Origin of the sequence: Pseudomonas sp. TH15 (genome assembly GCF_016651105.1) — a bacterium.
Lineage (GTDB): Bacteria > Pseudomonadota > Gammaproteobacteria > Pseudomonadales > Pseudomonadaceae > Aquipseudomonas.
Window position 1 is genome coordinate 298032 of the sequence record NZ_JAEKEL010000002.1, and the last position, 13272, is coordinate 311303.

Sequence of the window (13272 nt, forward strand, 5' to 3'; positions counted from 1 at the left end):
AGCATACGCCGGATCAGGCGCGACTCAAATCGCTCTGCATATCGCCCAACAGCGATGGCAGTTGCTCGCCGAACAGGTGCGGATAGCACTTTTGCAAATGCTCGAAAAAGAACGCTTCGGGCACGTCGGAGAACTGGCCATGGTCCACCACGTACTCCATCAGCTTCGCGCCATCGCGGTTGAACGGATGGAAAACGCTGTCGTTGATCCCGTCAAATTCCAGCGGCGCGACATTGAACACTTCGCACAAGCCTTGATTGAACGCGGGCGTGGCTTTGACCCAGCGCTCGTTCAAGTACAGCTCGGTGTAGCCGTGCATGGCGAACACATCGCTCTTGAGCAGTTCGAGCAGGCGCGGGGTCGACAGGTGATTACGCACGTCCGCCAGACCGATCCTTGCCGGGATGCCGCAATGCCGGGCGCATCCGGCCAGCAGCGTAGCCTTGGGCACGCAATAACTTTCGCCCGTCGCCAACGCGTAGCTGCCGCGCAAGGTGTCTGGGTCGCGGCTGAAGGTGTAGGGGTTGTAGCGCACCGCCTCGCGCACGACGTAATAGAGATTGATCGCTTGCTCGCGAGGATCACGACTGACGCCACGATGTTTTTCCGCGAACTCCACCACCGAAGGGTGGTCACTATCGATGAAGCGGCCGGGACTCAGGTACTCGTGCATGAGGATGATCTCCTGGGGGAATCTCGAGTCTATCGACACCTTCAGCACAGAGATAACGACGATTCGGCCAAACATGGGCGCTTTGCCGCTTGCTCCACGAACGATTTCCCACGCCTGTTGCCCACAGGTCTTACAAAACCCATCTAAGGTTTCCCACGATTTCAATCACCTTGCTCTGACCACCTGTTTTGCGGATGCCGTCTAAGCTCTGAAGGTTGGTTTTGCCTTGGCTTCACGGAGGATTAAATATGCTGTTGTTGTGGATACTGGTTCTGATCGTCGGAATTGCCTATTTGGCCCACCGCCGCATCGCCCCGTTACCTGCTTTGGGTATCGTGGCTGTCTATGTGGTGGCGATGGGGATTTTCAGTCACGCATCCGGGTGGCTGTTGCTGGTGTTCTGGGTCGTACTGGCTGCGGTCGCGGCGCCACTGTTGCTACCTGACCTGCGCCGCAAATTCTTCAGCGCGCCGCTGTTCAGCTGGTTCCAGAAAACCCTGCCGCCGATGTCGCAAACCGAACGCGATGCGATCGATGCCGGCACGGTCTGGTGGGACGGCGAACTGTTCAGCGGCCGTCCTGACTGGAACAAGCTGCTGTCCTATCCAAAAGCGCAACTGAGCGAAGAGGAACAGGCCTTCATCGACGGCCCGACCGAAGAACTCTGCGCAATGGTCACCGACTGGCAGATTGGCCAGCACATGGACCTGCCAGCCGAAGCCTGGACCCACATCAAGGAACACGGCTTCTTCGCGCTGATCATCCCCAAGGAATTCGGTGGCAAAGGCTTCTCCGCCTACGCCCACTCCCAGGTGGCGATGAAACTCGCGACCCGCAGCGGCGACCTCGCGTCCACTGTGATGGTCCCCAACTCCCTTGGCCCGGCCGAACTGTTGCTGCATTACGGCACCGACGAACAACGCAACCATTACCTGCCACGGTTGGCCCGCGGCGATGACATTCCGTGCTTCGCCTTGACCGGGCCTCTAGCCGGTTCCGATGCTGGCGCGATGCCCGACACCGGGGTGATCTGCAAGGGCGAATGGGAAGGCCAGGAAACCCTTGGCCTGCGCCTGAACTGGGAAAAGCGCTACATCACGCTGGGCCCGGTGGCCACCCTGCTCGGCCTGGCCTTCAAGGCCTACGACCCGGATCATTTACTGGGCGAGAAAGAAGATTTGGGCATCAGCCTTGCGCTGATCCCGACCGACACCGCCGGGGTTGAAATCGGTCGCCGTCACCTGCCGCTCGGCGCCGCGTTCATGAACGGCCCGAACTCTGGCAAGGACGTGTTCATTCCACTGGACTTCCTCATTGGCGGCCAGGAAATGCTCGGCAAAGGCTGGATGATGCTGATGAACTGCCTGTCGGTGGGGCGTTCGATTTCCCTGCCGGCGGTCGGTACTGGCGCGGCGAAGTTCACCAGTCTGGTCACCGGCCAGTACGCTCAGGTCCGCGAGCAGTTCAACGTACCGCTGTCGGCGTTCGAAGGGATTCAGGAAGCCATGGCCCGCATCGGCGGCAACGCCTGGATGATGGACGCCGCCCGGATGCTGACCGCGAATGCAGTGGATCTTGGCGAAAAACCGTCGGTACTGTCGGCGATTCTCAAGTACCACCTGACCGAACGCGGTCGCGAGTGCATCAGCCACGCCATGGATGTGCATGGCGGCAAGGCGATCATCATGGGGCCGAACAACTATCTGGGCCGCAGCTGGAATGGCGCGCCAATCTTCATCACCGTGGAAGGCGCGAACATTCTCTCGCGCAACCTGATGATCTTCGGCCAGGGCGCGATTCGCTGCCATCCGTTTGTACTCAAGGAAATGGCGCTGGCCGGTCGTGAAGACAAGGACCAGGCACTCACCGAGTTCGATGGCCTGCTGCTCAAGCACATCGGTTTCGCGGTGAGTAACGCCGCCAGCACACTAGTGCTGAACCTTGGTTTTGGTCACTTCGAACATTCACCGGGTAACACACTCAGCCAGGGTTACTTCCGCGCGCTGAACCGTCAGGCTGCCGCGTTCGCCATGCTCGCCGACCTCAGCATGATGCTGCTGGGCGGTGAATTGAAACGTCGCGAACGCCTATCGGCCCGTTTGGGGGATGTGCTCAGCAACATGTACCTGGCCTCGGCCGCGCTCAAGCGTTATCACGACCTCGATTCGCCGGAGCACATGGCACCGTTGTTTAACTGGGCGATGGAAGAAAGCCTCGGGCAGTCGGAACGGGCATTGGATGAACTGCTGACTAACTTCCCGAATAAGGTGCTGGGTTGCCTGCTACGGGTGATCGTGTTCCCGTTCGGTCGTCGTCACAAAGGCCCGTCGGACAAACTCGGCGCCGAAGTGGCTGCAGTGATTGGTCGGGCCAAGGGCGATCCGACCCTCGAAGAATTGCTCGGCGGTTGCTACCGTCCGCAATCGGCCGAGGATGCCGTTGGTGCTCTGCAACACGCCTGCAACCTGCTGAATGCAGCGCAACCGTTGCAGAAAAAGCTGCATGTGGCGCTAAAAAGTGGCCAAGTCAAACCGGCGGCCGGGGAGCACGCCATCGATGCCGCGCTGGAAGCCGGGGTGTTGCAGCCGGGTGAAGCGCAGACCCTGCGTGACGCCGAAGTGGCGCGGCGCAAGGTGATCGACGTCGATGATTTCGACAAAGAGGAGTTGGCGCTGGCCGAAGGAAAGGTCCGCTGATCCAGCCATCGATGTAAAAATGGGCGCAGGAGCTTTATACTCCTGCGCCCGTTTTGCTCTTGAGGACTTATCTCGTGTCCAATGTCGTTGCCGACCATCTCGTCTTGCTTGACCACTTGCGCAGCATCCTGGTCGCCGTAGGTGAGGCCGAACAGGTTCCCGAAGAAAGCCATGCCTTGTTCCTGGAGCGCTTCGACGAATTGCGTGCGTTGCTGCCGGTCGATCCGATCGAAAGCCAATACCTGGGCCAGGACATCCTGTGCCAGGTGATCACCCGCTACCCGCAAATCGCTCATCTGGTGCCGCGCGACCTGCTGTGGTACTTCGCTGGTGACTGCCTGCATTACATGCCCGATGATGAAATCGACTTGTATCAGGCGCTGGAAGAGCGTCGTTTCGAAGCCGAACAGAACGATGAACCGTTCGACTGGAACCAGGAAAAACAACTGCTGGCGATGTCGAACCAGGACAGCAAGCACTGATCCCGGATCAGTAATACAAAAGGCCCGCATGGTTGAACATGCGGGCTTTTTTTGTGTTTTGAAGATCACAAGATCGCAGCCTTCGGCAGCTCCTTGCGCCTGTGGGCGCTGCCGAAGGCTGCGATCTTTTGATCTTGACTTCAGAGCAACCCATCACGCTCGGGTAACTCATACTCCGCCGCCACCTTACCCAACGCACCGGGCTTACCCGGCTTACTCAATGTTGGCTCCTTCTCCAGGCACTCCACCAGATAATCGATAAACACCCGAAGCTTGGGCGGCAGATAGCGGGTCGGTGAGTGCAACAACCAGGCACCGCCATGGTAGGAGGCCAGAAAGGTCCAGTCCGGCAGCACTTGCACAATCAACCCCTGCTCCAACGCATAACGGGCGGTGAAGTACGGAAGGCTGCCAATGCCGATGTGCTGCAACACCGCGCCCAAACGCACGCCAGTGTGATTGGCGGCGTATCGCCCGCGCACACCGACGGTCACGGCTTTAGTGCCTTTCTTGAATTTCCAGCGCGCATCGCTCGGGGTTTCGCCCAGGTAGATGCAGCTGTGATTGAGCAAGTCGTGGGGATGCATCGGCGTGCCGTGCTCGGCCAGGTACTGCGGCGTCGCACAGAGCAAGTGGTCAATGGTCAGCAACTGCCGCCCTACCAGTCCTGCGGGCGGCCGATCAGTAATACGGATCGCCAGATCGACATGGTCATCGATCAAGTCCACCTGCCGGTCTTCGAGCAACAACTCCACATCCACTTTGGGATATCGGCGCAGAAATTCCGGCATATGCGGGTGAATCACAAATCGCCCCACTGCTTTGGGCACGCTGACCCGCACCAGGCCTTCAGCCTCATGGGTGAACTGGCCGCTGATTTCCATCACTGACTTGGCTGCGCTGACCATCTCCTGGCAACGCTTGAACACCTCTTCGCCACCGTCGCTCAGCCGCAGCTTGCGTGTGGTGCGCTGCAGCAACCGGGTGGCCAGGGCTTTTTCCAGACGCGAAATACTGCGACTGACTGCCGAAGGTGACGAGCCCAACTGACGTGCCGCTTCGGAGAAGCTGCCGGTTTCGACAACCTTGACGAAAATCGCCATTTCACCCAACAGCGGTAGCGGTAGATTTATGCTCACAGCGCAACAGTCCTTTGATGTTTGAACGGATTATCACGCAATTCCACGCTTCATATAATAAAAATAGAAACTTTAATAAGGGCATGGAATATGACGCTTCGCCTCTTTTTCCATAGTGATGACCTCAAAGCTAATGTGGAAGTCCTGGATTGCACGCCCCACGAGAATGAATTCGCGGTCGTTTTGCGCGCCACACTGTTTCACCCCCAGGGCGGTGGACAGCCCTTTGATACCGGCTGGATTGGTGAAAGCCAGGTGCTACGGGTGGTCCAGGATCCGGACCGGATCATCCATTACGTCGACCACCCGGTAAAACTCGGCATGACTCAGATACGGGTCGACGAGCAACGCCGCCAATTCAATACCCGCATGCATTCGGCCGGCCACCTGATTGGCCACTTCGTTCAGGCGCTGGGCTGGATGCCGACCAAGGCGCATCACTGGCCCAACGAAGGCCGTGTGCAGTTCAAACCGGCAGACTCGGCACAAGAGGTTGATGCGCAGATCGTTCAGAGCGGCATCGAACAGTGGATCGCCCATGACCTGCCACGCCTGACTTCACTGCGCGAAGGCGCCCGGGAAATCGGTTTCGGTGAACTTCCGGCCTACGGCTGTGGCGGCACCCATGTACGTAGCCTGAAGGATTTGGGCACAGTCTCGATCGACTCCCTTTCTCAGAAAAAGGGCACGTTGTCCGTCCACTACCACGTGGATTGAGCATTTTGGCGATGTCGACACCGTCATCGCCTGACGCGGGGGCGCCTGCATTCGCGGGCTCCGTTGACTACTCGATAGATGGACCTAAACCATGATGCTTGACGTCGAGCGTCTCGATGAGACGTGCATAAAAAAACTGGCCAATGAAGAAGTCCTCGCCATCCGCGTCAAAGGCTTTTTGCCTCAGCCGCTGGCGGTGCAGATTGGCGACAAGATTCTTGCACCGGGCTTTGAAGGCTATATCAATGCGCCGAGCATCGGTCGCATCGGCATGGCGTTTTACGAAGCGGAAAACCAGCCACTGCTGATCGAAGACTATTTCGAGCGCGCCACCAGCAACATCGAGGAACTGCGCAACCGATGCGCGCCCTACTCGTCCCCGGTCGACACCCTGCGTTGCATGCTTGATGAGTCCTGGCCAGCAGGCGCGCACCTGGAGAACCTCTACGGTCGCAAAATGTATGTCGGGCTGTCCCGAGTGGTGAAGCCCGGGGTGTGCTTTCTCGCCCATCACGACATTTTCGCCAAGGACGCCCCGGACAGTTTCCAGGCCAAAAGCCTGGAGGCGCAATTTGCCTGCAACGTGTACCTGAACATGCCCACCGAGGGCGGCGCGTTGCAGATGTGGGACCACGACATTACCCCCGACCAGTTCGACGAAATGCGTGGCGACAGTTACGGCATCGAGCCGACCCTGCTTGGACCTCCAACCCTGGAGATTCGCCCCGACCCGGGCGATTTCATCATGTTCAATTCGCGCTGCATGCACTCGGTGACCCCGGGTGTGGCAGACCCGCGATTGAGCCTTTCGTTCTTTGTCGGCTACCGCGGCAATGCTTCACCCCTTACCTTTTGGAGTTGAGATGCTTTCGAATTACCTGGGCGAGTTTCTGGCGCTGGCGACCATCCACTTCCTGGCCGTGGTCGCACCCGGACCGGACTTCGCCGTGACCATTCGCCAGAGCGTGCGCTTTGGTCGACTGGTGGGTATCTGCACCGCACTGGGCATCGGTGCGGGGATTTCCGTGCATGTGCTTTACACCCTGCTGGGCGTTGGCGCGCTGATGCACACCACGCCCTGGTTGCTGACAGTGGCCAAGGTCGTGGGCGGCGCCTACATTCTGTATCTCGGCGTCAGTCTGTTGCGCAGCAAACCGAAAACCGCGCTGGAAGGTGACAAGGCGGCAGACGAACCAGTGGTCGAGCAAACACTGTTGAAGGCATTCACCACCGGCTTCCTGACCAACGCGACCAACCCGAAAGCCACGCTGTTTTTCCTGGCGATCTTCACCACCATCATCAGCGCCACGACGCCGCTAAAGATCCAGGCTTTGTATGGCCTTTGGATGTGCTTCGTGAACGCATTGTGGTTTGTGATCGTTGCGCTGTTCTTTTCCAGCGCTCGAGTGCGACTGCTGTTTATGCGCATGGGGCATTGGTTCGAACGCACCATGGGAGTGATTCTGATCCTGTTCGCCGGGCGCCTGATTTTATCGATGTAAACCTCGCGCTCATGCAAAAGGCCCGCTCAGTCTGACTGGCGGGCCTTTTTCGTTTGTGCGTCGCTTTTGCGTTTCTGTGCGACAGATCCCACTTCGAGGGCTCCCCTATCGCTCCCTCATGGTGTTAGTTTAAAAAATGTTTCTGACCTATCGATCAGACATTTCTCACAAACCGCCTGCAAAGGAATGCCCCCAGCAATGGATTTTTCTCTCAAACAACTGGCCGCAACTACATTGATGCTGGCCAGCCTTTCGTCGTTTACCACACTTGCGCACGCCAGCATCACCCCGCAACAGAGCGCGACCATTCTCAAGACTTTCAGTGACGCCTCGGTGACAGACTTCAGGCAGTTCCTGGGAAGCCTGGCCAAGAGCGATCTTGCCAAAACCGACGACCTCGGCCCGGCAATCAGTGCTTTCCTCGACAACAAGACACTTTCCCCAGATCAGCAGAACGAGATATATCGCCTGCTTGGCCTCTATGCACGAGTGAAGTATGGCGCCGCTGCCACCGAGACTCTGCGCGAACTGGTGGAAATCCCGACCTTCCAAGTGGAAGGTGTTGCCCAGCATGACAACCCGCAATTCATCAAGATCGCCGACAAGATCAAGGGCCTTGCCCAGGCCTTCAACCTGAACTTTCGCAACATCGACAACCGTGTCTATGAAATCTCCCTGGAAGGCAGTGGCGATGAAGTCGTGGGCATTCACGCGCATGCCGATGTGGTGCCCGTGACGCCGGAGAACTGGGTCCTGAAAGACGGCACCAAACTCGATCCATTCAAGATCACCCTGATCGGCGACCGCATGTACGGCCGGGGCACCGAGGATGACAAGAACGGCATCGTCGTAGCGCTCTACGCCATGAAGATCATCAAGGAAGAGAAGCTGCCACTGGCGAGGAATTTCAAGCTGCTGGTCGACACCACCGAGGAAACCACCGGCGACGCCATCCCCTATTACTTCGAACACAACCCGATACCCAACTACAACCTGGCGCTGGATGGCGGCTATCCGGTAGTGATTGCCGAGAAAGGCTACGGCACCGTCATGGCGAGCTTTGCCAAGCGCAAGGCAGAGGGCAAAGGCGCCGAAATCATCTCGATGACGGGCGGCCTGGCCACTAACCAGATTCCGTCGGCTTCGGTCGCCACCCTGGTGACTGACAAACCCGCCGAATTGGCTGCCAGCCTGCAGACGGCCGGGACTGACTATGCCAAGCGCAATGGCGGCAACTTCGAAGTGAGCGCCAAGGTCGACGGCAAGGACGTCAAACTGACGGTCACCGGCGTCTCCGCCCACTCCTCCGAGCCCGAATCAGGCGTCAACCCGGTAGCCAGGATGCTGGACTTCATCAACAGCCTCGACGGCAAGGTTGCGCTCAAGCACAACCACATCACTGACGCCGCCCGTTACGCCGCCGATAACTGGGGCCTGGACTATCTGGGTGGCAAATTGGGCGTTGGTTTTTCCGATGCCTTCATGGGGCCGCTGACCACGTCCCTGACCTATGTCGGGATGGATAAGAAAGCCTTCAAGCTCGCGGTCAATCTGCGCGTGCCGAAGGGCGAGTCCCCGGAAGCGCTCAAGACGAAAATTGCTGAAAAGATTGGCGCCTGGAGCAAGAAGTCCCACGTTGCAGCAACCTTCAACTACTCGATCGCTGAGCCTATGTACCGCAACCCTGAGGGCGAATGGGTCAAAGCCCTGCTGGCCGTGTCCACTGAAAACCTCGGCATGGAACACAAGTTTGGCAGCTCCGCTGGCGCCACTTCGGTCCATGAGCTGCCCAATGGCGTGCAGTTCGGCCTGGCCCGGCCAGAGGTCAAGTACACCGGGCACACTGACAACGAGTTCAAGACTGTCGACCAGTTCCTGCTGGACCTGCAGATCGTGACCGAGATGATGGGGCGTATCGGGCAGTTGCCGAAGCTCTGACCCAGGGTTAGAACCCGACCCGTGTGTGGTCGGGTTCTGGCAGGCACAAAAAAGGACCGTGAAGGTCCTTTTTTATTGGCGGCGACAAATCGCGCACAAACAAAAACGCCGCTCATCACTGAGCGGCGTTTTTGTTAAATATGGAGCGGGAAACGAGACTCGAACTCGCGACCCCGACCTTGGCAAGGTCGTGCTCTACCAACTGAGCTATTCCCGCAAATGGCGTCCCCTAGGGGACTCGAACCCCTGTTACCGCCGTGAAAGGGCGGTGTCCTAGGCCACTAGACGAAGGGGACACAGGCTACAACTTTCACTAATAAAAACGCCGCTCACTGAGCGGCGCTTTTAGAATTTGGAGCGGGAAACGAGACTCGAACTCGCGACCCCGACCTTGGCAAGGTCGTGCTCTACCAACTGAGCTATTCCCGCAAATGGCGTCCCCTAGGGGACTCGAACCCCTGTTACCGCCGTGAAAGGGCGGTGTCCTAGGCCACTAGACGAAGGGGACACGCTAACTGAAACACATGGTGTGTATTCCAGTGCCCAAATCCGTATCCGAAGATATCGGTTCTGGTTTCACTCAGCTTTGCCCGAAAGCAACGCTGTTTAAAATTGGAGCGGGAAACGAGACTCGAACTCGCGACCCCGACCTTGGCAAGGTCGTGCTCTACCAACTGAGCTATTCCCGCATATGGCGTCCCCTAGGGGACTCGAACCCCTGTTACCGCCGTGAAAGGGCGGTGTCCTAGGCCACTAGACGAAGGGGACACACGTACAACATTCACTACCTACCGCGTTTCGCTGTGTGCTTTACGCTGTAAGTGGCGCGCATTCTATGGATGGATTGAGGGGTCGTCAACCCCCTGATATAAATTTATTTAAATCAATGACTTCGCCCCGCTTTGGGAGGCGAATCCGGGTTTTCCGTCGTCCGGCGTTTGACGCCTATATTCTGGCACCCGCCAAGGCGCTATAGTCCACCCACGCAACAAATGATGGCAATGTGCACCTCGCGCGCTATTACTTATATAAGCAGCCTTGCGGCCGATATAAGTAGAGTCGTGGCCGATTCAACTCGTCGAGCGGCCCTATGCGCCCCCATGCCAAGCCACTACACTCGCACGCGAACCCTATAAAGAGGTCTTACCGGTGACACCACTCATGATCACCCTGCTAGTCATAGCCGGGATCGCACTATTGATCGCCATTGGCTACATGAACCATGTGGTGGAAAACAATAAGCTGGAAAAGGCCCGTACCAAGGTTGAACTCAACGACCGTTTGCGTCGCTGTGGCGAAATCACCGAGACCTTCCCCGGTCAGTTGATGACACCAGCGCTCAAGCTGCTGCTGACCCGTCTGGAGCTGAACGTCTGCCAGCGCCTGCTGAACCTTGAGAAAACCAGTGCATCGGTCAAGGCACGAATCGCCGAGCTGAACACCCTGGTTGCCCAAGGCGAATCGATCCCGGTGAACAACCCCCCGGCACCGATCCAGACCGAGGCCAAGGCCAAGGACGTGCGCTTCCTGCTCGAAGCCTTGCATGGCCAGATCACCCGCGCTGCTCAGGACGGCTTCTTGCCGACCAATGAAGCCAAGCGCTGGATCCGCGAAGTGCGCCACATCCTGGTGCTGCTGCACATCGAGTTCTTCAACAACCTCGGCCAACACTCCCTGCAACAGAACCAGCCTGGCCAGGCTCGCCTGGCGTTCGAACGCGGCGTGCAATACCTGCGCAAGCAACAAGAACCGCAGATATACGCCGAACAACTCGAATACCTGGAAAAACTCCTGGCTCGCGCCAACGCCCAAGTCATGGACAAAACTGCCCCGGCAGAAGGCGAGGTCAACCAATTGACCGAAGGCCTCAAAGACGTCGAGGCAGATGCCGACTGGAAGAAAAAAGTGATTTACGACTGATTGGAAGAAAAAAAGAGCCACCGAGAGGTGGCTTTTTTGTATGCCGCGTCTTGCCAATCAAAAGTCAAAAGATCGCAGCCTTCGGCAGCTCCTGCTTGGGATGGGTATTGGCCGAAGCAGTGGGCCCGCTGCCAGGCCGCCAAGGCTCAAAGTCGAAAATGCCCGACCATCCCCTTAAGCTCAACCCCCAACTGCGCCAACTCAATACTGGACGCCGCATTCCCCCGCATCGCCAACGAAGACTGATCCGCACTCGCACGAATACTCGTCACACTGCGATTAATCTCCTCAGCCACCGAACTCTGCTCCTCGGCCGCCGCCGCAATCTGCTGGTTCATCTGCTGAATCAACGACACCGCCGCCGCAATACTCCCCAACGCACTCTCAGTCTGCAGCGCATCACTGACCGCCAACTTAACCAACTCACCACTGTTCTGAATCTGCCGTACCGACGACTGCGCCGCCGAACGCAAGGCACTCACCAACCGCTCGATCTCCTCAGTCGATTGCTGAGTACGCTTGGCCAGCGCCCGTACTTCGTCGGCCACCACCGCAAAGCCCCTGCCCTGCTCACCCGCCCGGGCTGCCTCGATGGCCGCGTTGAGGGCCAACAGGTTGGTCTGCTCGGCCACGCTTTTGATCACGCTGAGCACCGTGCCGATGTTCTGGATCTCCGCACTCAGGCTCTCGATACTGGAACTGGCCGAAGTCGCCGAATCCGCCAGTTGCTCGATCCGCGCCATGCTCTGGCGTACGACCTGCTGACCACTCTCGACCTTGTCGTCCGCGGTCTGCGCCGCCGTGGCGGCTTCCTCCGCGTTACGGGCGACGTCATGCACCGTGGCGGTCATCTGATTCATTGCCGTGGCGACTTGCTCGGTTTCTTCTTTCTGGCTGCTGACTTCCAGGTTGGTCTGCTCGGTCACCGCTGACAGCGATTGCGCGGAACTGGCCAACTGTTCGATGCCGGCCTGCAAACCACTGACGATACTGCTCAGGCCTGCGCCCATCTGTTGCATGGCCTGCATCAACTGACCGATTTCGTCGCGGCGGGTTACTTCAACCGTCGCACTCAAATCACCCGAGGCAATCTGCTGAGCGACACGAATCACACTGCGCAGCGGCGCCACAATCAACCGGGTAATCACCCACGCCGCGATCAGCCCGACCAGCAGCGCCAGCGCCGAGGAGCCAATGATCAACAACGAGTTCTTTTTCAGCTCGGCCTGCATCGCCCCGTCTTCAGCCACGTAGGCCTGATCCACCCGCTCCACCACTTGAGCGGCGCGCTGGTGCAGTTGCTCATAGACGGTTTTTTCCTGGGCCAGGAGGCCGGTGTACTCGGTGAGTTTGTCACTGAAACTGGCGATATGACCGGTCACTTCATTGAGGACAGTCTGGTAACCCTCGTCCTTGACCGTGGTTTTCAGCTGCTCGGCCTGAGCCAGTGCCTGGTCGGCCTGCTCGATCTTGCCCTTGCCGGCGCTGTCGTCGTCACCCTTGCGGCTCTGGTCGAGGCGCACACGGGCCTCATTCATGGCCTGCAACATCAACCGTGACACTTGGCTGACCTGATTGGCCTGCTCAATGAACTGCGAACCATCCTTGCCCTCGGACTCCTTCAAGGCATAGGCGCCATCGTCTGCGAGGCCGGCCTGCAATACATCGAGGTTATTGGCCACGCTGGACACCGACCAACTGGCCATTTCCAGGGCCAGGTCCTTGGCCTGGGTCAATGAGACAAATTCGTCGAAGGCCTTGCGATAGGCACCAAGCGACTGCTCGACATCGTTCATGACCGGCACGTTGAGCGCCGACTGCGCCTTCAACTGAGTCGCCAGGGCAATCAGCGCATCAACCCCCTGATGCAGCGCATCGGCGGTTTTCGGGTTGCCGTGCAAGGCGTACTCCTGCTCTAGCAAACGCACCTTGAGCAAGCCGCTGTTAAGCGATGACATCTGCTTGAGCCCGTCGAAACGCTGACTGATGGTTCGCAGGGACCATACGCCAATGGCTGCCACCAAGGCTGTCAACAACAGCACCAGGACAAACCCGACACCCAGTTTTTTTGCCATACCGAGGTTGGCAAAACGTCCTTGCACGGCCGAAATCATTGCTCGTAGTCCCCTGCCAAAGTCTGTAGATGGAGATTCGCAACGGGCCTGTGTCAACACAAGTCTCTGGCGTCGGAATAATGGCAAAAAG

At 58.3% G+C, this 13272-nt stretch carries 10 protein-coding genes, 6 tRNA genes and 1 pseudogene; 7 read left to right on the top strand and 10 right to left on the bottom strand.

All coding sequences use genetic code 11. From position 1 onward, the window contains the following. Positions 1–13 precede the first annotated feature (13 nt). On the bottom strand, positions 14–673 hold the full coding sequence (locus JFT87_RS25130) for a transglutaminase-like domain-containing protein (RefSeq protein WP_201205789.1): 660 nt from the start codon (positions 671–673) through the stop codon (positions 14–16). Positions 674–921: 248 nt separating this feature from the next. Between JFT87_RS25130 and JFT87_RS25135 the strand changes: the two genes are divergently transcribed. Next, on the top strand, positions 922–3369 hold the full coding sequence (locus JFT87_RS25135) for an acyl-CoA dehydrogenase (RefSeq protein ID WP_201205791.1): 2448 nt from the start codon (positions 922–924) through the stop codon (positions 3367–3369). A gap of 74 nt (positions 3370–3443) precedes the next feature. Next, complete coding sequence (locus tag JFT87_RS25140) at positions 3444–3851, top strand: PA2817 family protein (RefSeq protein WP_007905217.1); 408 nt, start codon at positions 3444–3446, stop codon at positions 3849–3851. Between the two features lie 140 nt (positions 3852–3991). Here the strand turns inward: JFT87_RS25140 and JFT87_RS25145 are convergent, their stop codons facing one another. After that, entirely contained in the window at positions 3992–4990 is a 999-nt protein-coding gene (locus JFT87_RS25145) for a LysR family transcriptional regulator (RefSeq protein WP_201205793.1), read from the bottom strand. A 90-nt stretch (positions 4991–5080) separates the two neighbouring features. Between JFT87_RS25145 and JFT87_RS25150 the strand changes: the two genes are divergently transcribed. The 4 genes from JFT87_RS25150 (at position 5081) to JFT87_RS25165 (ending at position 9147) form a co-directional block, all read left to right on the top strand. Further along, complete coding sequence (locus tag JFT87_RS25150) at positions 5081–5707, top strand: alanyl-tRNA editing protein (RefSeq protein ID WP_201205795.1); 627 nt, start codon at positions 5081–5083, stop codon at positions 5705–5707. 91 nt (positions 5708–5798) lie between these two features. Beyond that, on the top strand, positions 5799–6569 hold the full coding sequence (locus JFT87_RS25155; protein WP_201205797.1) for a 2OG-Fe(II) oxygenase: 771 nt from the start codon (positions 5799–5801) through the stop codon (positions 6567–6569). A 1-nt stretch (position 6570) separates the two neighbouring features. Further along, the gene (locus tag JFT87_RS25160; RefSeq protein ID WP_201205799.1) at positions 6571–7209 is read left to right on the top strand and encodes a LysE family translocator; all 639 of its coding nucleotides are present in this window, start codon (positions 6571–6573) and stop codon (positions 7207–7209) included. A 198-nt stretch (positions 7210–7407) separates the two neighbouring features. Further along, complete coding sequence (locus JFT87_RS25165) at positions 7408–9147, top strand: dipeptidase (RefSeq protein ID WP_201205801.1); 1740 nt, start codon at positions 7408–7410, stop codon at positions 9145–9147. Positions 9148–9288: 141 nt separating this feature from the next. On the opposite strand, the gene JFT87_RS25170 is transcribed toward JFT87_RS25165, so the two are convergent. The 6 genes from JFT87_RS25170 to JFT87_RS25195 all read right to left on the bottom strand — a co-directional run bounded on the left by JFT87_RS25170 (position 9289) and on the right by JFT87_RS25195 (position 9915). Next, positions 9289–9364 (bottom strand) — tRNA-Gly (locus JFT87_RS25170). A 3-nt stretch (positions 9365–9367) separates the two neighbouring features. Beyond that, positions 9368–9443 (bottom strand) — tRNA-Glu (locus JFT87_RS25175). Between the two features lie 57 nt (positions 9444–9500). Then, positions 9501–9576 (bottom strand) — tRNA-Gly (locus JFT87_RS25180). 3 nt (positions 9577–9579) lie between these two features. Further along, positions 9580–9655: transfer RNA gene (locus JFT87_RS25185), tRNA-Glu, on the bottom strand. 105 nt (positions 9656–9760) lie between these two features. Further along, a tRNA-Gly gene (locus JFT87_RS25190) sits at positions 9761–9836 on the bottom strand. Between the two features lie 3 nt (positions 9837–9839). Next, positions 9840–9915: transfer RNA gene (locus JFT87_RS25195), tRNA-Glu, on the bottom strand. A 393-nt stretch (positions 9916–10308) separates the two neighbouring features. On the opposite strand from JFT87_RS25195, the gene JFT87_RS25200 reads away from it, so the two are divergent. Then, positions 10309–11067, top strand: coding sequence for a hypothetical protein (locus JFT87_RS25200; protein ID WP_201205802.1), 759 nt, complete (start codon positions 10309–10311; stop codon positions 11065–11067). A 146-nt stretch (positions 11068–11213) separates the two neighbouring features. On the opposite strand, the gene JFT87_RS28935 is transcribed toward JFT87_RS25200, so the two are convergent. Then, the gene (locus JFT87_RS28935; RefSeq protein ID WP_446739748.1) at positions 11214–12095 is read right to left on the bottom strand and encodes a methyl-accepting chemotaxis protein; all 882 of its coding nucleotides are present in this window, start codon (positions 12093–12095) and stop codon (positions 11214–11216) included. Positions 12096–12122: 27 nt separating this feature from the next. Further along, a pseudogene (locus JFT87_RS28940) lies at positions 12123–13181 on the bottom strand (methyl-accepting chemotaxis protein); the annotation flags it as partial. Between the last annotated feature and the right edge of the window lie 91 nt (positions 13182–13272).